The 21911-nt window shown below is 41.9% G+C and carries 13 protein-coding genes; 11 read left to right on the top strand and 2 right to left on the bottom strand.

The window, feature by feature from the left end:
* The first annotated feature begins 54 nt into the window (after positions 1-54).
* The 5 genes from DX009_RS11155 (at position 55) to DX009_RS11130 (ending at position 8053) form a co-directional block, all read left to right on the top strand.
* A complete protein-coding gene (locus tag DX009_RS11155; RefSeq protein WP_115084133.1) occupies positions 55-4464 on the top strand; it encodes a cobaltochelatase subunit CobN in 4410 nt (1469 codons plus the stop codon).
* A gap of 7 nt (positions 4465-4471) precedes the next feature.
* Positions 4472-5170, top strand: coding sequence for a hypothetical protein (locus tag DX009_RS11150; protein WP_115084132.1), 699 nt, complete (start codon positions 4472-4474; stop codon positions 5168-5170).
* Positions 5171-5241: 71 nt separating this feature from the next.
* Positions 5242-5844 carry a MotA/TolQ/ExbB proton channel family protein gene (locus DX009_RS11145; protein ID WP_006045847.1) on the top strand — a complete coding sequence of 201 codons (603 nt, stop codon included), beginning with the start codon at positions 5242-5244 and terminating at the stop codon, positions 5842-5844.
* Positions 5841-6176 (top strand): DUF2149 domain-containing protein, encoded by a 336-nt coding sequence (locus tag DX009_RS11140; protein WP_006045846.1) that lies wholly within the window; start codon positions 5841-5843, stop codon positions 6174-6176. The genes DX009_RS11145 and DX009_RS11140 overlap by 4 nt, the downstream gene beginning before the upstream one ends.
* Positions 6177-6802: 626 nt before the next feature.
* Complete coding sequence (locus tag DX009_RS11130) at positions 6803-8053, top strand: hypothetical protein (RefSeq protein WP_245944642.1); 1251 nt, start codon at positions 6803-6805, stop codon at positions 8051-8053.
* Between the two features lie 866 nt (positions 8054-8919).
* Here the strand turns inward: DX009_RS11130 and proS are convergent.
* On the bottom strand, positions 8920-10401 hold the full coding sequence (proS, locus tag DX009_RS11120) for a proline--tRNA ligase (protein WP_006045840.1): 1482 nt from the start codon (positions 10399-10401) through the stop codon (positions 8920-8922).
* A gap of 335 nt (positions 10402-10736) precedes the next feature.
* Here proS and DX009_RS11115 point away from each other — a divergent pair, with 335 nt between their 5' ends.
* From DX009_RS11115 to DX009_RS13420, 4 genes are all read left to right on the top strand, one after another.
* Positions 10737-11417, top strand: a complete 681-nt coding sequence (locus tag DX009_RS11115; protein ID WP_006045838.1) for an OmpA family protein — start codon at positions 10737-10739, stop codon at positions 11415-11417.
* A gap of 1087 nt (positions 11418-12504) precedes the next feature.
* A complete protein-coding gene (locus DX009_RS11105; protein ID WP_115084127.1) occupies positions 12505-15603 on the top strand; it encodes a leucine-rich repeat domain-containing protein in 3099 nt (1032 codons plus the stop codon).
* Positions 15604-15752: 149 nt separating this feature from the next.
* Positions 15753-17414, top strand: a complete 1662-nt coding sequence (locus DX009_RS11100) for an IS1182 family transposase (RefSeq protein ID WP_115083120.1) — start codon at positions 15753-15755, stop codon at positions 17412-17414.
* A gap of 174 nt (positions 17415-17588) precedes the next feature.
* Positions 17589-17726, top strand: coding sequence for a hypothetical protein (locus tag DX009_RS13420; RefSeq protein ID WP_181792363.1), 138 nt, complete (start codon positions 17589-17591; stop codon positions 17724-17726).
* Positions 17727-17814: 88 nt separating this feature from the next.
* Here DX009_RS13420 and DX009_RS11095 read toward each other — a convergent pair whose 3' ends face one another.
* Entirely contained in the window at positions 17815-18702 is an 888-nt protein-coding gene (locus DX009_RS11095; RefSeq protein WP_050795213.1) for a hypothetical protein, read from the bottom strand.
* 378 nt (positions 18703-19080) lie between these two features.
* Between DX009_RS11095 and DX009_RS11090 the strand changes: the two genes are divergently transcribed.
* Together DX009_RS11090 and DX009_RS11085 are read left to right on the top strand one after the other, a co-directional pair.
* Entirely contained in the window at positions 19081-20391 is a 1311-nt protein-coding gene (locus tag DX009_RS11090) for an AAA family ATPase (protein WP_115084126.1), read from the top strand.
* An 8-nt stretch (positions 20392-20399) separates the two neighbouring features.
* Entirely contained in the window at positions 20400-21248 is an 849-nt protein-coding gene (locus tag DX009_RS11085; RefSeq protein ID WP_115084125.1) for an RloB family protein, read from the top strand.
* Positions 21249-21911 lie beyond the last annotated feature (663 nt).

Raw genomic sequence — 21911 nt, 5'->3', positions numbered from 1 at the left:
AACAAACAATATTAAACAGCTAAACCATTCATAAAGAAATAAAAAACGAACAGAATGAAGAAACAAAAAATAATAATCGGCGCCGTTATAGCACTGCTACTGCTTATTGGTTTCGGCGTTTGGAACAAGTGGATGTCCACTACTCGGATAGCATTCATAAACTATCAAACCATAACACTGGGGCAAATTGGTCGTGCAAACGATAATCCGCTCATCAAAATAGAGAGTCTTGACGCTGACGACATAGCCAAAGCCGATGGCTACGATATGGTTTTTGTGCAGGCAATGGGCTTACGGCTAACCGAAGAACAACGTGCTGAGCTTGAAAAAGCTATGAAAAACGGAACGCCAGTGGTGAGTACGCTCATCACAAATCCCGATAACGATTTCTGTTCGGTAGACACTGCCAATGCCAATCGTATGAAAGCGTATATCGACAACGGCGGTCGCGAAAACTATCACAACCTTCTTAGCTATGTAAGAAAGTACATAGACAAAAAAATTATCTATGCTTCTGAACCCGGAAAGGTGGTAGAACGTGTGCTCGGACTACTATATCATGCCGACCCAAACCGTCCCGACGACGAGGACAAACAGTTTAATTCGTTGGCAGAATATAACAAATTCCTAAAAGAAAAAGGACTTTGGAAAGCCAATGCACCCGCTATCATCATAACAGGAAGTATGGGCGAGCCTAAAGAACTAATAGCAGAGTTAGAGAAAACTGGCAATATGGTGTATCCAGTGAACTCTATTCAGCAGTTTGTAGAGGCACATCACGCCGACAGCATTAAGGTTTCAGCTATCATTAATATGGCGCACGGACGCTTAGGCGATGCTTTCGTAGACTATTTGAAGCATGTTGATGTTCCATTATTCGCTCCGCTAAACGTAAATCAGCAGGAAAAGAAGTGGGAAAACGACAAGATGGGCATGAGCGGAGGCTTCCTTTCGCAGAGCATAGTTACTCCAGAGATTGACGGAGCCATACGTCCGTATGCCCTTTTCGCACATTATGTAGGCAAAGACGACCTTGAATACGTTGCAGCAATGCCCGAACGGCTCGGCTCTTTCGTGCAAACTGTAAACAACTACATAGCTTTAAAGCACAAGCCAAATAGCCAAAAGCGAGTTGCCATATACTATTATAAAGGTCCAGGACAGAACGCTTTAACCGCAGGAGGTATGGAAGTGGGACCTTCGCTCTACAATTTGCTGGTGCGTTTAAAGCACGAAGGCTACAACGTAGCGGGCTTACCAGATTCGCCAGAGGGCTTAATGCAAGCCATACAAAGGCAAGGTGCAGTGTTCAACCTATATGCTAAAGGAGCGTTCGACGACTTTATGAAGAATGGAAAACCAGCTCTTGTAACCAAAAACCAATACGAAAGTTGGGTGAAAAAGACACTCCGACCAGAGAAATACCAAGAAGTGGTGAAGGCAAACGGCGAGTTCCCAGGCGAATATATGTCTACTCCCGATGGAAAACTAGCTGTTGCACGTGTTCAGTTCGGTAATATTGTGTTGCTTCCACAGAACGCTGCAGGCTCAGGAACCAATGCTTTCCAAATTGTTCACGGCACTAACGCAGCTCCACCACATACATATATTGCTTCGTATTTGTGGACACAATATGCCTTTAAAGCCGATGTGCTCATTCATTTCGGTACACACGGCAGCCTCGAATTTACTCCAAAGAAGCAGTCTGCCCTAAGTAATCTCGACTGGCCAGACCGTTTAGTGGGCACACTACCACACTTCTACCTTTACACTATCGGCAATGTTGGCGAAGGACTAATAGCCAAACGCCGTTCGTATGCCGGACTACAGTCGTATCTTACACCACCTTTTATGGAGAGCGGAATGCACGGAGCATACGCAGAACTATCGTCTAAAATAAAGCTTTACAACCAAAACATTGGCAAAAACAAGGCTTTATTGCAACAAACATCGCTTGCAATAAAAGCCATTGTGGTGCGTTTGGGCTTCCATCGCGACCTTGGTTTAGACAGTATACTTACTCGTCCGTACACAGAAGAGGAGATAACGCGCATCGATAACTTTGCAGAAGAGCTCTCAAACGAGAAGATTACAGGACAACTTTATACTTTAGGCGTACCTTACGAGACCGCACGCATCAACAGTAGTGTACTTGAAATGTGCACAGATCCCGTAGCTTACTCGCTGTTTACACTCGATAAGGTACGCAAAAAAGCCACCGAAGCCTTGCTAAAACACCGTTCAGAGTTCAACAGTCGCTACCTTTACCCTGCCAAAGCATTGGTTCAGTCGCTCATAAATAGTTCGGCTGAAGTGTCAGATGCCTTTGTTTGCAAAGTAGGACATCTATCTCCAGACGACATTAAGCGTGCCCATAAGATATACGATGACCTTAATGCACCATCGGATATGATGAGTATGATGATGCGAATGGGCTCTATGAGCAAGAAAAACAAAGGCGGAAAGGGTATGCCAATGGGTATGGGAATGGCTAAAGGTATGGGCAAAATGCCACCAGAAATGGCAAAAGCTATGTCGAAAGGCAAACCAATGCACGCCAAACAAGGAGGTATGCCACCAATGGGACACCCCGGAAAGATGCCAAAAGGTATGGGAAAGAAACCTGAAAATATGGGCGGACACCCCACAACAAAGGGCAAACAAATGCCACAAATGGGCAAACCAATGGACGGAAAGGCTATGCAAGGAATGCCTAAGAAGGGTATGGCTGGCATGGCAGCTATGATGAAAGACAAGAAAAAATCGTATTCTAAAGAAGAAAAAGACTTTGCTTTTGCGGTAAGAGAACTGGAACGAACGCTCAAAAACATAGCAAAGTATAAGCAATACCTTCTTATTAGTCCGCAAAACGAGCTCGAAAGCATCATCAATGCTATGAATGGAGGCTACACTGCCCCCTCTCCTGGCGGCGACCCTATAGTTAATCCGAACACATTGCCTACCGGACGCAACCTGTTTGGCATAAATGCAGAGTCTACACCAAGCGAAGCTGCATGGGAAAAAGGTAAACAATTGGCACAAAACACCATCGATTTGTATAAGCAACGCCACAATGGTGCAATGCCACACAAGGTTAGTTACACGCTATGGAGTGGCGAATTTATAGAAACAGAAGGGGCTACCATCGCTCAAGTGCTATATATGCTGGGCGTAGAACCCGTGCGCGACTCGTTCGGAAGGGTAAGCGACCTACGCTTAATCCCATCTAAAGAGTTGGGACGAAAGCGTATTGACGTTGTAGTACAGACCTCCGGACAGCTCAGAGACCTTGCTGCATCGCGTCTTTTCCTAATTAATAAGGCGGTGGAGATGGCTGCTAACGCCAAAGACGATGTGTTTGAGAACGAAGTTTCTATTGGTGTGAAAACCGCAGAACGCCATCTTACAGAGAAAGGAGTATCGCCTAAGGAGGCACGAAAGCTAGCTTCGCAACGCATTTTCGGTGGAATGAACGGCAATTATGGCACTGGCATACAAGCAATGGTTATGAGTGGCGACCGCTGGGAGAAGCGAGAGGACATCGCAAACACCTATATTAACAACATGGGAACCTTCTATGGCAGCGAGAAAGACTGGGAACAGTATAACAAATATGCCTTCGAGGCTGCTCTAACGCGTACCGATGTGGTGGTGCAACCACGCCAAAGCAACACGTGGGGGGCATTAAGCTTAGACCATGTATATGAGTTTATGGGTGGATTGAACCTTGCTGTACGGCAAGTAACGGGCAAAGACCCCGATGCTTACCTAAGCGATTATCGCAATACACATAACGTTCGCATGCAAGAAGTGAAGGAAGCCATAGGCGTAGAGAGCCGTACCACCATTCTAAACCCTGTATATATAAAGGAAAAAATGAAGGGTGGAGCAAGCGCAGCTGGTGGTTTTGCAGAGATTGTAGAGAATACTTACGGCTGGAATGTTATGAAACCGAAGGCGATAGACAAAGAATTGTGGGACGATATATACCGTGTGTACGTGCAAGACAAGTACAAACTGGGCACAAAAACATTCTTTGAACAGAAAAATCCAGCAGCTTTGCAACAGATTACAGCCGTTATGCTTGAAACTGTACGTAAAGGAATGTGGAAAGCAACACCTCAGCAGGTGGCTGATATTGCCAAATTGCATGTAGAATTGGTTAAGAAATACAAGCCATCGGGCTCTTCTTTCGTTACCGATAATGCCAAACTACGCAAGTTTATAGCATCTAAAGTTTCGCCAGAACAGGGCAAAGACTATCAACAACAGATAGAACAGGTGCGCAATTCGGCTGCAAATGCCAACAAGGGTACTGTTATGAAACGCGAAGATATGTCGCAAAAGGTTGAAAAACATTCTCCGCTGCTTAGCAAAGGCCTCGTTATTGGTGGTGCAGTGTTGCTCTTTGTAGCTTTAGTAGTATTCATTGTGCGCCGCCGTCGTAATACGAATGCAGAATAAATGAATAATGGAAACCATAGTATATATACTATTTATGCTTGTTTGTTTCAGCTTTTTGCTGAAACAAACTTTCGTAAATACTTTGCAACTTAGTATTACTGCGGTGGCAGCAATGGTGTTTACAGGCTTCGCTTGGCACGTTGCCATCTTGCAATCGTCCACAGAAATAGCTGCATGGTTGGCAAATACAAACTTGGTTCGCGATATTTCTGTGGTGCTAAACATAGACGTTCTCTTGTCTATGGCATTCTGCTTGCTGGCTGCAAACATCAAAATTGGAGAACACGTAGGGCGCAAAGCTCGCTGGCTATATGCCTTTTTACGGTTCTTTCCTGGCATTATGATTGTGCCAACTCTATTTGCTTTGCTTGTTGAAACCATATTTATGTTTCCGGGCGAAGACTTCTCGCTCATTGCTTGGACGCTTGGCGGTGTGTTCTGTGGGGCTATTTTGCTGCTCACATATACCATAAAGTGGTTGCTTCCCGAAACTTTCTTACGCTTAGAACTGCTTTTTCTCTGCAATTTGCTCATTGCTTTGGTGGGCATAGTGGCTACAGTGAATGGCAAAACTGCCGTTGTGGGAACCGACAGCACAAACTTTGGTGCCCTCGCAGGTACACTTGCTTTGGTTGTTGTGGTTGGCATTGTGGGAATGTTGTGGCAACGTTGGCACACCAAACGACAAATGAAACAGTTAGAATAACACACACACGTTGCACAAAAAACATTTAGGCGCAACACATAATAAATAAGAATATAAAACAATAATACATTATGAACTACATTACAGACATACTCTACTGGATTTCTTCAGGACTTCTTGTACCCGTAGTCCTACTTCTCATTTTCTTCTTTTTGCGGTCGTTGTTGCTCTTGGGCGGCTTCTTCAGTCAGTATCTCACTATGCGCAAGAGTGGCATAATGCTACAAAAAGAGGTGAAACAGCTCACTGCCAACAACCTTTCTACACTTGCAGAACGACTACCAAAAGGCAAATTGCCCGTTGTAACCTGCATTTCTAAAATGTTAGAAAACCGTAACAGTCCTGCAAAAGTTACCTTTTTGCTCGACGAATACGAGTGTATGGTGGAGCGAGAGCTTGAAACGCCAAAGATGTTTACTAAAATGGGACCAATGTTAGGACTTATGGGCACGCTCATTCCTATGGGTCCGGCTCTCGTTGGCTTATCTTCTGGCGACATTGCATCTATGGCTTACAACATGCAAGTGGCATTTGCAACCACCGTAATAGGCTTGTTTGCTGGCGGAATAGGCTTTGTAGTAAAGGCAGTTAAGCAGCGTTGGTATCGCAGAGATATGGGAATGCTTAACTATATTGCTGATATGTTAGACGAAAACCGCGACAAACAACTATGAGAAGACGACAAATTAAATTTGAACACGACGAGGACGACGACCCAATGAGTGTTGTTAGCAACCTCTTCGATGCTGCAATGGTGTTTGCGGTGGCACTTATGGTGGCGCTTGTTACCCACTATAAGATGACAGAAATGTTTAGTACGGAGAACTTTACCGTGGTAAAGAATCCGGGAAAGCAGAATATGGAGATTATTTCGAAGAAAGGAAAGCAGATAGAACGCTACACTCCATCGAAAAATCAGGACGCTAAATCGAGCAATAAAGGTAAGCGTGTGGGCACAGCCTACCAGCTTGAGAATGGCGAAATTATATATATTCCAGACGAATAACCACACTGGCAACACACACAACAATATTGTTGTTTTTTAAAAACCCCCTTTTTGCAATGCAAAAGTATGGTTTTTGGCGTTCAAAAACCACCTTTTTGTAATGCAAAAAGGGGGTTTTTACATATAGCAATATATCCAGCATACACCGCACAAACCATTTATCGTATGCAAATGTATATCAGCGAACATACCGTAAGGCGTAGGGGCAGATTCATCGCGCCCGTTTTTCAATCCAAACCAAATGGTTTTAATGTAGCGAAATGATGCGAAACGCAACGCCGTTTCGTGATTATTCGGGCACACAGCCACCATAAATAGGCAAAAACATCTACGAAACAAAGCTATCAAAAAGAGGAAACGAGTATAGCTAAGTTATTGTTTTTTAACTAATCGGATTTGCAATTACAAGAAAAAAATAGTTTCTTTGCCATTCAATAAAGTATTTTTTTAACAATACAGAAACAGCACTCGACACACTAAGTGCACGTTGGTTGAAAACAAACACCAAACGAAGGTATATTGAAAAGACATTCCAAGCAAAGCCAATAAGCCGAGCAAAAACTGCAAAAGCAGTAATAAAACAAAGGAATATAACAACTGAAGAATTTTAAAAGAGCTATAACTTTATGAGAAAATTTCTACTTTTGATGATTGCAACATGCTGTTTAACAACAACAATGTATGCACAAGACAATTGGAAAATGAGGGTAACAATGAAGTCGGGAGAGGTTAAAGACTTCCCTTGCGACGATGTTAAAGACGTAACCTTCAGCAATACGAATAGCAATAGCTACCATGCCGATGTGGCTGTAACTAACACTTACAACATATATTACGGCTCTGTGTCCGACGAATTGGCAGCTTACACCCTACACCTTTGCGATGGAAAGCTGTCGAAAGGTGGCTTACCAACCGAGATTAATAAGCACGATATAAGGGTAACTATACTTGCTAAGCCTTCGTTAAACCCAAATAGCGCAGCCTTAACAAGCGGAAACTATACGCTTGTAGATAATACTGACGAAGCTGGAGTGTACCACAAACAAAGCGTTTACATAGAAACTAATAAGATGAATGCCAACGGACAGGTGGACGGTTTCCTAGATTCGCTTACCGTTTGCAACCTTAAGGTGGAACAACGACCTAACGGAACATACAACTTGCTACTGGAAGGCGAACTAAAAGAACACGGAAAAATACGCTTTACATACGATGGCAAGCTCGATTTTGTAAACAAAGACCCTGACACAGGCTACCAAGGCATTACAGAAAATGTAGACTTTAAACCAAAAAGTATGTCGGGACGATATGTAAGAGCTACCGATTCGTATTGCGATTACTCCATTACTTTCTTGAATTGTGAGACCGATGCAGAGGGATTTATAGTAGGAGCAGGCGAGTATTTGAACCTTGTGCTTCTCACAGAATATAAAGTTCCAATGGACATAAACACCATTGTGGGCACCTACAGCGTAGTTATGCCAGTTACAGGAGCTGTTTACGAACAAGGAAAATTCATTGGAGGCACTATGTTTAAGCGTGGAAACACCACCTATCCAGTGGGTTCGTACTACAAAGAGTTTGACGGACAGGGCGGCGAAGCATTCGGATTGTTCAACGGAGGCACTATAACCGTTACACAAAACAATGGCGATATCACTTTCAAAGGCAACTGGACTACACCCGAAGGCAAGAATGTGAAGATGGACTACACGGCAAATGTTAGCAACATTATAGACCAATCGCAACAGCAAACAAGTGCTAACGCCAACCAGAAAACAAACATTGGTAAAGCCAACAATACCAAAACAACACTGCGCACCAACATTAACGATGTGCAAAATGCTGGCAACAGTATATTGATGATTAAGAATTAAACCTAACTTCGAGCTTCTGCTATCTCACACAACCATAAGGAAGGCGAGGTAGCAAGCTCTCTTTTCGCTATCGCCTTAGGCATTAAGACTTTAGAGAACAAACCAAACACCAATATAAAAAGCGCATTTTTGGAATGTTCGCAGCATTATTTGCAGACCGTTAGCAGCTGTAGGGGCCGATTTATCGTGCCCGCGTTATTGTAAAAATACAATTTTTAGTTCGCAAAAATTGCGCTATTGATGAAAAGAAAGTACACATACGCTTAGAAAAATATACGTTTTTGATTAAAGAGGAATGTACGAGTGTTCATAAAAAGAGTACATTATTCCAAAAAGAAATGCTAAAACCGTTTGGTCTTAGCATTTTCTTTTATAGAACAAAAACCATTTTAAGCACAAAAAATATTAGAAAATACACCCACGAATACGCAACAAGCATATCGCAAAATACCCATATTTGTTGCGCCAAATATTCACATTCAAACACGAAATATATTGCTACCAATTTGCAACAACATAACATTCAAAAAACAAAAACCATACTTTTGCACGCCAAAAACCATACTTTTGCACGCCAAAAAGGGGGTTTTTACACGCCAAAAAACCCCTTTTTGTTTTTCGTTAGTATAACAAACACGTTGTTAATGTGTTACGAATATTCCGTGAAATGGCTGCGAACATTCCACAACAACGCAACGCACACACTGCTATTTTGGGGTAAATATAAAAAAGGGACCCCATAAATGGAATCCCTTTACCTGCAAACCGTCTGCCACAACCATTGCAAACAGATTGCAACAATGCCACAAACGTCCTCGTTCTATTGTTTTTTTACAAAGCACAAGAGCCTCAGGCGCACTGTGGTTTTAGTAAGAACGTGCTATAATAACACGGTGTTTAGCTGGCTTTCCGCTCACCATGTCCACGCCTTCGGTCTGTTCGAACATAAAAGGAACACACCGAATGGTAGCCTGAGTGTCTTCTTTTATCTTTGCTTCCGTCTCTTCTGTGCCGTCCCAATGGCATAAGAAGAAGCCACCATCTTTAATTCGCTCTTTAAATTCATCGTAGTTATCACACTCGTATATATGTTCGTTGCGGAAGTTGAGTGCCTTTTGATAGATGTTAGTCTGAATATCGTCAAGCAATTTCTCTATTCTTTCAACAATTCCATCGAACGAAACGTTTTCTTTTTCTAAGGTATCGCGGCGCATTATCTCTACCGTGTTGTTCTCTAAATCGCGTCCTCCCATTGCCAAACGCACAGGAACGCCTTTGAGTTCGTAGTCGGCAAACTTAAATCCTGGTCGTTTGTTGTCGGCATCGTCATACTTTACGCTAATGCCAAGCTGTCTAAGCTGTTCAACAACAGGCTTTAGCTTTGCCGAAATGGCAGCTAATTGTTCGTCGCCCTTAAATATTGGCACAATAACAACCTGTATTGGAGCAATCTTTGGAGGTAGAACCAACCCGTTATCGTCGGAGTGTGCCATAATAAGAGCCCCTATAAGGCGTGTGCTTACCCCCCACGATGTAGCCCAAACATATTCTGGTTTGTTATCTTTATTTAGGAAAGTAACATCGAACGACTTAGCAAAGTTCTGTCCAAGGAAGTGCGATGTGCCGCTCTGTAGTGCCTTTCCGTCTTGCATCATAGCCTCTATGGTGTATGTATCTAATGCTCCTGCAAACCTTTCGGTAGCACTTTTCACTCCCTGCACCACAGGAACGGCGAGCCAATGTTCGGCAAAGTCGGCATAAACTTTAAGCATTCGTCTTGCTTCTTCCTCTGCTTCCTCTCGTGTTGCGTGGGCTGTGTGTCCTTCTTGCCATAGAAATTCGGAGGTACGAAGGAATGGTCGGGTGCGCATTTCCCACCTCATTACGTTGCACCACTGGTTGCACATTAATGGAAGATCCCTATATGAGTGTATCCAATTGCGGTAGGTGTTCCATATAATGGTCTCGCTTGTTGGTCGAATAATAAGTTCTTCGTCTAGTTTTGCTGCAGGGTCTACCTCTACTCCACCCTCTTTTTCGTTAGCACGGAGCCGATAGTGGGTAACCACAGCACATTCTTTGGCAAATCCTTCTACGTGTTCGGCTTCGCGAGAAAGGAAACTTTTTGGAATAAGAAGTGGGAAATAGGCATTTTGTGCGCCTGTTTCTTTAAACATTTTGTCTAACTGTGCCTGCATCTTTTCCCATATAGCGTAGCCGTAAGGCTTTATTACCATACAGCCTCTAACGGGCGATTGCTCTGCTAAATCGGCCTTTACAACAAGGTCGTTGTACCATTGCGAATAGTTTTCTGCCCGTTTGGTAAGGTGTTTTAATTCTTTTGCCATAATATATACTATCTTTTTCTATGTCGTCTTTATAGGCAAATTCCCTAACTAAATAGGCAATTCCCCATTGTTTGAATAACTTTATCAGCGTAATTTTGTGCAAAATTACAAAAAAATGTTGGCAAACGGCACTTCAAAATAAAAATAGTTGTATCTTTGTTGCGGTGCCAGTGCATTAAGAAGGCACTGGTTTTGCAGGATAACAATTATGTGTTGTTTCGCTTAAAAAGAATGTAATGTGCTATTAAACCGTATGTATGATGTGCGCATACATATTGTGCAATATGCCAGAACATATATATTAGAATTTTAAAACATATAAAATTATACGCATTATGAAGAGTTTAAAAACAATAACAGCCGCACTTTGTGTAGCTACACTCGTATCTAGTTGTGCAACAAATCAAGGAACTTACAGTGCCGGAGGTGCCGGAGCAGGTGCCGTTCTCGGGGGTATCGTGGGCAACATTATAGGTAAAAACACCAAAGGAACTGCTATTGGTGCTGCCATTGGTGCCGCTGTAGGTGCTGGAACTGGTGCTTTAATTGGTAGACACATGGACAAAGTAAAGCAACAAACCCAAGCACAGGTAGACAATGCTAAGGTTGAAACTGTGAAAGATGCCAATGGTTTAAGTTGCGTAAAGGTTACTTTCGACTCTGGTATCTTGTTTGCTACCAACAGTTCAGACCTTAATGTATCGGCAAAACACGACCTTACGAAGTTTGCTGGTGTACTTAGACAGAACAGCGACTGCGATGTTGCTATTCAAGGATATACCGATGCATCGGGCAACGACAATATTAACATTCCGCTTTCAGAGCGTCGTGCCAAAGCCGTTTCAAGCTATTTGCGTTCGCAAGGTGTGTCTTCTGGACAGATTCGCACAGTAGAAGGTCTTGGAAGTTCTAACCCTATAGAGAACAAACGCGTTAGTCAGGCTAACCGAAGAGTAGAGGTTTACTTGTATGCATCTAAAGAAATGATTAATAAAGCCAATAATGGCACCTTGTAAAAAGATGCCTTATTTTTGATTAAACTTAACTACCGCTAAGACGTGTTCCGTAAATGGAGCACGTCTTTTTGTGTATATAACATTCTAATAACCACACATTTACAACCTGAATATACCACAAACACCCACGAAACACGTAGCGAACACTCCGCCAGGCGTAGGGGCCGATTCATCGCGCCCGTATCCTCGTATTATCAAATATGCGTTCCCCTCCCCCATTTTGTGGGTGTACACGTATATGCGGGCACGATAAATCGGACCCCTACGGCTGCGAACGGTCTGCAACAACGCTGCGAACGGTTTACTAATAATGTAACACCCACCCACGAAACACAACAAAACACTCCGCCAAGCGTAGGGACCGATTCATCGCGCCCGTATCCTGACATTACTAAATATACATTTTCGTTTCATCATACACGTGTTTCCACATTATTAAATATGTGTTTCCGTCCACCATTTTGTGGTTGTTTATGTATATGCAAACACCATAAAATTGTGCACCAACGTACACTTGCAACTCGCTATGGCACAACAACATACACAAAATGCCTACTTTTGCAATGCAAAAACCATACTTTTGCAACGCAAAAACCCCCTTTTTGGTTGATGCCTATATTGCTCTTATAAAACACTAAATATTCGGCTATAAAACATTCTTACCAAAACCATAAAACACTGCTCACAATATGGCTACACACACCACGCATTACGGCATATACACAACAACCGTTTGGCACAACTTTATTGTACCCTCCCATTGCACACAACCACAAAACGCATAATGAATTGTGCCACTATTATGCACACTTTTTGTAGCATTTATTATATTTCTACCCCATTTCCTTTGACATTAAAATTATTTATAGTATCTTTGCCGAACCTAAATACCGATTCATATAAGTCGAATTTAAACAATGTAGCCCTATATATAATAAGGTGTAAATTCTATTACGGAACAACAAAAAGAGAGAACGCAAACGGTGCAAAAGGCACCACAGCAAAACATATCCGTAGGAAAAACGGTTTATAAAGGCTACCAGAACGGTCATAAAGTATATACATTAATTTCAAACAATAAGCAAAAATGAGAAAAATCTACTTACTGATGTTTGCCCTAATGCTGTGTTTTAGCATGGCAAATGCGCAAGTTATCGAGGGCACGGTACTAAAATCGTGGGACGGAGCCAGTGGTTCTATCGAGATTCCTGCCAATGTTACCGAGATAGCAGATAACTGTTTCTACTCGCCAGCCGAGGAAGATCCAGACACTTGGGAGGTTATTGGCGAAGAAAAGAGTAACACCAACATTACAAACATTAAGCTAAACAATGTAAAAAAAATAGGCAAGAATGCCTTTAAAGGGTGTTCTAACATTGAAAGTATAGATGCACCCAATGTAGAAATAGTGGGCGACGAAGCCTTTGCACGGTGCGAAAAACTTGCAACATTGGCTCTTCCAAACATTAAAAATGTGGGAGTAGATGCCTTTCAAGGCTGCGAACAACTAAAAGAAATAGCGTTAGGAAAAAGCCTTACTACCATTTCGGGTAACTCGTTTAAGAACTGTAAGTCGCTAACAACCATATCTATAGAAGATGGCGGAGGCTATAAAGCTTTGCAAAATGCCATTATCAGTCCAACCAAAACATTGGTTTATATTGCCGGACAAGCCAAAGAAATAAAGCTAACTGCCGACGAATGTACTGCCATTGGCGACTATGCAATGTACAACAACACAAATATTGCAAAAATAAACCTACCCGGCGTTAAAACCATAGGTAAGGCTTGCTTTACGGGTTGCAGTGCTTTGGCAGAACTGTTAGTACCCAATTTGGTAAGCGTAGACACCAATAGCTACATTACATGGAGTGGTGTGGCATCGCTAAATGTGGTAGATATTCACCTAAGCAACAACTTTGTGTCGTTCGGAGCTACCGAATTTGCCGATAAAAGCTCCACAACCATTTACGTAGCTAACGAAAACGTAAAGGAAAAACTACAGCAAAAGTTTAAGAAATGCCAAATAGTAATAGGCGAACCACAGTCTACCGAGAAGTTTAAAGTAAACTATAGCATCACAAATATAGAGATTGATGGTAAGAAAATAGGCGAAATTGAAGCGTGGACAAATGGTGCACGCAACTTCGAAACAGGTACAGACATACCCAAAGGCAATAGCGTTTCGGTAATGGTAACACCATACGGCGGCTACAAAATAGACAAATGGGAAGTGAATGGCAAGTTGGCTGCACCCGAAAATCTACATCCCTCATCGTCAATAAATGGCGAAATATGGTCGGTTAATCACATTTCAGAAGCATTAAACATAGTAGTTACACTTACAAAAGAGGCAGAAGGAGACATTATTTTCTTTAAAAGTAAAGAGCCAAACTTTGGAAGTGTTACCTGCACAGTGGTAGAAACAGAACAGAAAATAAATAGTGCCGAAAAGGTAAAGAAGGGTACCAAGCTCCGCTTCGAGGCATTTCCAAACGAAGGATACCACGTTACACAGTGGTATAAGCTTGGCAAAGAAACCGTAACAGATGCTGAAGGACATACAAAAACCATCGATCAGTATCTGCCTATCGCAGGTTTCGACAACGCTACAGTATACGAATGCAACGCAGAAGATGCCTTAGACATACTCGTAGACTTCGATCGCGAACAAGGAAAGCATATTGTTAGCTTCAAATCGCTTAACAATGAAACTGGCGAACTCACAGCTTCGGTAGACGGAACTGCCATTTCTACAGGCACAGTAGTGGCACATGGCGCAACAGTAGTGTTCACAGCGCACCCAAAAGAGGGCTATGTTGTAGACAGTTGGCTACTTAACGAAAGCGAAATAAAGGGCGAAAAGGGACTTACTTACACCATTCCCGACCTGAAAGAAGACGTTACTGTGTGGCTGGTTTGTAGCAAACAAACAGAAGAAACCGAACATAAAGCCGAAATAAAAGACGGCCATCTCATCTCGTGGAAGCCAAAAGGCAAGGCTATAACCCCAGAAGGAGTAGAGTATATAGATAACAACGCATTGCAAGCTGCCACAGAACTCGAATCGTTTCATATAACAAAAGACGTTAAAAGCATAGGCGAACTGGTGTTTTTGTTCTGTACTCAGCTCACCGAAATCACGGTAGACCCTGCCAACAACTACTTTACATCGGTAGACGGAGTATTGTATAGCAAAGACAAAACACGCTTAATGGCTTATCCTCCGGGCCGTTCGGGTGCGTCATACGAGATTATTCAGAGCGCAACAAGCATAAAACCAGGTGCGTTTACATTGGTTCCATCGCTTCTTGGCGTAACTGTGGCTAAGGGAAACACGGCTCTACGTGCCAGCAAAGGCGCACTCTACACACGCAATATGCTCACTTTGCTCTATCAACCTACCATTCCACAAACTGCACCGGGCACAGATAAGCTCGCATTAAACGAGGGATTGGAAACCATTGCCCGCTATGCTTTGGCATACAACCATACTGTTACAGAGATAACACTACCTGGTTCGCTTAAAACTATCGAGGCTAATGCTCTCTCAAACAATCCTAACTTGAATGGAATAAAGTGGGAAGAGGGTGTTGAACCTGAACTTGAAACCATTGGAGATTCGGCTTTTTACCACAACGGACAGTTGGCAATGCTACAGCATATCCCATCTTTAAAAACACTGGGAGCAGGTGCTTTCATTAAAAATGCTAACCTTGTGGAGGTTCATATACCTGCAAACTGCACCATAGGAGATAGAGCTTTCTTTGAATGTTTGGCACTTCAGAACGTCTATTCGTATAGTATGACACCGCCAACTGTAGCCGACGATGCTTTCAAATCTATATATTATCTTGACGATGCTGTGCTACACGTAGACCAAAATGCGGTAGAAGCCTACAAAAAAGCCGATGGCTGGCGACACTTTAAGCACTTTGCCACCGATATTGTTACTGCAATTAGCTCAACAAAGGTTGCTACAAACAGTGCCGTTCGGGTTATAGCACAAAGCAATGGCTATACCATCGAGGGGCTGAATGCCGGGCAACGCTACACGCTTTGCACTGTTTCGGGTGTGCAAATAGCTACTGGCGTAGCCAACGAAGGTAGTTTGTTTATACCTGTTAAGCGCAATCAGGTGTACATTCTGCACATTTCGGGCGATAAAACCTACAAACTGTTCTAACAAAAGTATTCAGTTTAGCACATAAAACACAAGAGGGTGTGTCAAAATGTACACATCCTCTTTTTATGCACAAAGCCCCGACTTTCTCAAGCCAGGGCTTTGCTATTTCCTAAAGTTTTTGTACCTTTAGGCATTAAAAAAATCTCATTATGACAAAGATACACTTTCGTTCTTACATACACAAGAAAATGATTCTTTTTCCTCAAAGAATTGATAAGGATATCGCAGAAGACGACCCTGTTCGTCTTTTAGACGCCTTGGTGGATAATCTTATGTTGGATAATGTCTACAAGCTTTATAAGCCCAGTGGTCGCAAGCCTTATCATCCACAAATGATGCTCAAGGTGATTCTTTACGCCTATATGAATAATATCTATTCCTGCCGTCGTATAGAGTCGCTTCTCAAGCGTGACATTCATTTCATCTATCTGGCAGGATATGAGCAGCCTGATTTTATTACCATCAATCGTTTTCGTAATCGTGCGAAAAAGGAAATCAACAATATCTTTACACAAGTCGTATTAGTACTTGCAGCCAAAGGTTTGATAAGTCTTGACGTTGAATATATTGACGGCACAAAGATAGAATCGAAAGCCAACAAGTATACCTTCGTTTGGAAGAGAACCGTGGAAAAGAACCGCGCCAAGTTGCAGGAACAAATACGCACACTCTTGCTTCAAGTTGATGATGTCATAGCGCAGGACAATGCCGCTAAGAGAGAAGGTGTCGAGTTTACTGCAGCTCTGCTCGATGAGATATCCGAGGAATTGAACAAGTCTTTGGAATCAGTCCCTGAGCCTAAGACAAAAGAAGAGAAGCAGGCTGTTAGAACCAAGAAAAAACAGCTTAAAGAGCTAGAGAAGAAACGTAATAAACTCCAGGAGTATGACCAACACCTTGAGGTTATGGGCGAGAGAAACTCCTACAGCAAGACCGATCCTGATGCCACGTTTATGCACATGAAGGAGGATGCTATGCGGAACGGACAGACTAAGCCTGGATATAATCTGCAGATAGCAACTGAGAACCAGTTTATCACCGACTTTGCACTCTATGCTAATCGTACAGATACACTCACACTACCTTCTTTCTTGGAGTCTTTCAAATCACGCTATCATCGTTATGCCAAGACAGTCGTAGCCGATTCAGGGTATGGCTCCGAGGAGAACTATCTGTTCATGGACGTACATAATATGGAAGCCTATGTGAAGTATAACTACTTCCATAAAGAGCAGCGTCCACGTTACACACCTAACCCATTCAGTCCCGCAAGCCTTTACTATAATAAGGAACAGGATTTCTACGTCTGCCCTATGGGACAGCATATGAAACGTATAGGTATGAAGCGTTCCCTAACCTCTAACGGATTCGTTACTTACAGCGTACGTTATCAGGCAGAACGCTGTGATGGTTGTCCGTTGAGAGGCTCATGTTTTAAGGCAAGAGGGAACAGAATTATAGAAGTAAACCACCAACTACAGCACTATAAACAAAAGGCACGGGAACTACTGACCTCTAAAGAAGGCATCAAGCATCGAGGACAAAGGTGCATAGAACCTGAAGCTGTTTTTGGACAAACAAAATATAATAAGACCTACAAGAGGTTTAGGCATTTTGGAAAAGACAAGGTCAATATGGACTTTGCCTTCTTTGCTATAGCCTTTAACATAGGGAAAATGTGTAGAAAAACCAATCTCAAGGAACTAAAAGACATTATGGAGGTACTTTTAGGCACCTTCAGATGCTCTATACAAGTTTATATAGGCTATTTAAAGCCCAATAAATCATTTTATATGAAATTAGCAGCATAGCTGCAGTAATTAACGAATTATGTGGTAGACAAGGTAAAGGGAGAATAAAAAGAGGATGTATCAATTTTGACACACCCCCTTTTTTCTATCTGTCTTGATGTACGAAATATTACGAATTGCAACGCCAACGGTGGAAAATCGCAATGCCATTTGGTGGGTGTTCGTGGGTACGGTATGAGGTATTGCAATGCCAATGGTGGAAAATCGCAACGCCATTTTATGGGTGTTCGTGGGTATTTCACGGATTGTTCGCCACGCATTCACGGTACGAATATGGTATATTGGGGTGGTATGCAAAGCCAAAACCTCTAAGGGTACTATGAGAAATGCCCACTTCTCACAGCACCTTAGAGGATAAAAAAATGAAAGAAAAAAGCTTTAAAATGCCTTTAACGTCTGTTTATTTCTTCACTATTTTCTTGCCATTAACAATATATATGCCCTTTGGCAGAAGGTTTATGTTGTTAGATAGTCGTCGTCCGTCTAACGAGAATACCCCTTGTTGTGCAGTTTTTGTGTTAGTTTCGAGCGTAGTTTCTATGCCTTGAGTATTCTCTGGAGTAATTGTAACCCAGTCGGTTACAGGCTTTTGGTTGTCTCCATATAGCGAGAAGTACGAGTATCCTTTCTCTTTATGTTTCTTCCAAGTGTTGTTTTGGGGTTCTGTAATCTTGCATCCTTGAAACTCAGGATACTCGTCCCATAGCCAACAAATACTTCCGTAGTAGTCGTCTCCCTCTAATCCATTACCCTTTGCCTTAAGATTGCATCGGTCGAACTTCCAAAAACCGCCATACAAACCTGCCACTTCGGCTTCCACTTCCATGGTGCATTGGCTTATGGTGATATGTCCCCAGTTGCCAATACCCATCAAACTTTCTAAGTCGTCCGTATCTGTTCCACCTTTAATAGTAAGTTTTCCATCGCCAATAAATGTAATATCGCCATCTAATTGGTTCATCATACCCATGCGTTGCTTTGATTTTAGGGTGTTGTTTCCAATGAGCTGAATAGTCATACCCGGCAAATTGGTTACGAGTGGTATCTCTTCGTTGGTTTCGATAGTAGCATTTTCCAGCGTAAGAGTTTTGCTTTCGGGGTCGTACTTCACGTTTCCGCTTACTCCGGTAATGCTTGTTAGGTTGTTAAAATTGTCGGAAGTAACCTTTGTATCTCCTATTTGGAATCCATAAGCAGTTTGTGCTTGTATGGTTTTAGGGCCTACAAAGAGTGCAACAATCAGGGCAACAGTGGCAAAGCACATGTTTTTGGTTAGGTTAATTCTCATAGTTTTCATAGCCTCTCTGCTAAAACTCTTTCGGAGCAACACCGTTTCAGAGGCGCGGGTGTTTAGTTTTTATTCTGTTATTCTCTCGTTATTATATACTACTATGTGATATTTTGCAAATTTAAATCTTTTATTTCATATTGTCAAATGTTTTGTAACATTTTCTTATTCCTACCTAATGTATTTCCCCAAAAACATTATGTGTATGGCGTTGTGTGGGCGAGTGGAGATGTTAAAATAAGGTATCATTAAACAATTTGGCGTGAATTTCTCACGCATTAAATATATTTTATGTATATTTGCAGACGTAATTAGCTTATATAGATAGGCGAATTATCTATTATTATACATCTTTCAACATTCTAAAACTTGTGTGCAATGTTACTTAGAGTTATATTGAAGAACTTTCTTTCGTTCGATGATGAGGTACAGTTTGATATGTTTCCCAACACGAAAAAGACGTCTTTAACCGACCATATCTCACTGTCAGCCGGCAAATTGCCTGTTTTAAAGATGGCAGCGCTATATGGAGCCAATGGAGCAGGCAAGTCGAACCTAATGAAAGGGATAGAGTTTGTAAAGTTGTTAACAACTAAACGAGGTGTAATAACACAGTCTAACGTTTCCAGATTCTTTTATGCTTTGCGCAAAGATGCTGGTTCTTGCCCTATAGAATTGGCTTTAGAGTTTGTAACAAAGGACGGGCAGCCTTTCATTTATTCGGTTTCTATTTCGCAAAATGGTATCGAAAGCGAAACATTAAAGCTGTCGGGGTTAGGCTTCGAGCCCAATGTTGATGTGTTTGTTCGGCAGAATGATGGTTTGGTTTTAGCTCAAAAGCCATCTGACGAAATAGAACAGATGATAAAAAACTGGTTAGAACGTAATCCGTTTGATAGCCTTTTAACTATAAATAATGAGTTTCCTGTTTTGCAAGATAGCAATGTCAATGCTGCGCAGCGGTGGTTTGATGAAGAGTTAATAGTGATAGGGCTTCATTCTTTCAGTCCTACGCTAATAAATATCTTCCGAAATAACGAGCCAATAAAGATGTTTGTATCGTCTCTTTTTGCAGCTATTGATTTAGGAATCAGCGAAGTTAAGGTACAAACAGAGAACTTTGACGATTGGATTCGCTCTCATAGCTCTACTGAATTGCCTATGGAGAAGCTGGAAAATTTAAGTTCTGGCGGTGTATGTGAGCTGATAAACTTCCGTAATACTAAGGAAATAAATGAGGAGAATGGTGTCCGCAAAATTAGTCAGATGCTGTTTGAACAGTTCGGCAAGGACAATTTCTCATGCGATATGGACATTGTAGCCCAGTCAGATGGTACGGTTCGTCTGTTGTCTCTCGTCCCGGCGTTCTACTATGCTATGAAAGAAGGGAGGACAGTGCTTATAGATGAACTCGATCACAGCATTCATCCGCACCTTGTAAGAGGGTTAGTTCGTTTCTTCTCTCGGCAGAAAACCAATGGACAACTGATATTCACAACCCATCAAACTTGTTTGTTGAACAAAGATTTTATACGAACCGACGAGGTATGGTTGGTTGAAAAGAGAGACGGCAGCAGCCGTATGTACTCGCTAAACGATTATAAAATACACAAAACCATTAACTTAGAGAATGGGTATATGGAGGGTCGCTACGGTGCAATTCCCTTTATTGGCGAGCTGAACATGTAGTATTGCTTATGGATTTCTCAAAGTTTACATACGCAAAAGGCGAGCCCAAGCAAGATGCAGAAGATGCTGTTCCGGGCGAAAACCTGCCATTACACGAGAGCGAAGAGGGTGGAGAAGAAGCAAAATCAACTACAGCTGTAAGCGTTTCGCCCAATTATCAGAAACCAGAAGGCACCCTATCGCCTATACTTGTGTTTGTTTTGTCGGGAGGAGAGATACGAGAACGCAACATTCTAAAGGTTCTTATTCAACAAAAAGAACTACATTCTTTGCGAGTTTTATTTCTTTCAGAGCAAAAACAGGGTCTTCAGCCTTATCAGATGCAAGAAAAATGGCAGTATATTCGTCAGAAAAAGCAGTTAGAAATAGACGGTCAGATATATAATTTGTACGATATTGACAAAGTATTCTTATTGTCTGATGTTGATGAATTCTACGAACAGCTGTCGAAAATTCTATCTGTTAAGGTTGCAGAAGATGGTGGATGTTGGGTGATTAGCAACCCTTGTATAGAGATATGGCTATACTTTTGTTATAAGAACGAACCGAAAACAGATTTAGCTTGCATAGAAGCGTTGCCCGAAAGTGAGCGTAGCAAACGACTGAAGAGTCTTGGAAACGAGATAATAAAAGGTGGTTTCAATTTTAATTATGCCTTTGAACATTTGCACGAAGGTATAGAAAATAGTGTAAAATACTATGAGGAAGATGAGAAAGGCATACCTGTTATTTTTGCAACAGGTATGTATAAGTTGGCAAAATTCATAGTAGAAACGTTGGAAACAAATGGCAACGAATACAAGAAATATATAAACCGAAAGCGGTTAGAGCGTGAACGGTATTGTAGAAAAGGGTAAGAGAGGGCGAGAAAGTTGTTCTTTTTATGTTGCCCATTTACCCGAATGGGTAGTAACGAGTAACTCTCTGATAGTGAATAAGTTTACATATCGTTAGCAAAAACCATACTTTTACACGGCGAATATGTAACACACAGATAACGAACACGTTGCGAACATTACGTGAATGCATTCTGAACGGATTGCAACAACATTGCTGACGGGTTGCAATAATGCAACGTCCACCAACGAAATACACACAAAACACCCACGAAATTGGTTGCGAACATTCCGCCAGGCGTAGGGGCCGATTCATCGCGCCCGTATCCTAACATAATCAAATATATGTATACACATAATCGCACACACATTTCCACATCATCGCACGCACATTACCGTCCTCCATTTCGTGGGTACATTCATATATGCGGGCACGATAAATCGGGCCCCTACAGCTGCTGACGAACTGCGATAACGCTGCTGACGGATTGCAAAAAACATACTTTTGGTTTTCTTAAACACCACTCTTACAAAACACAAACTATTGTTGCGCAAAATGCGAACGGTATCTTTTCTTACTATTTAAAGCCCAATAACAATTCGTAAATATGTAAAATTAAAGTTTAGAACAATAAAAAAGAATTATAAAACAATGTGTAATGATACCTATAAATGAGCATGTAA

Source organism: Prevotella pallens (genome assembly GCF_900454935.1).
Classification (GTDB): domain Bacteria; phylum Bacteroidota; class Bacteroidia; order Bacteroidales; family Bacteroidaceae; genus Prevotella; species Prevotella pallens.
This window is presented reverse-complemented; position numbering and strand designations above follow the sequence as displayed.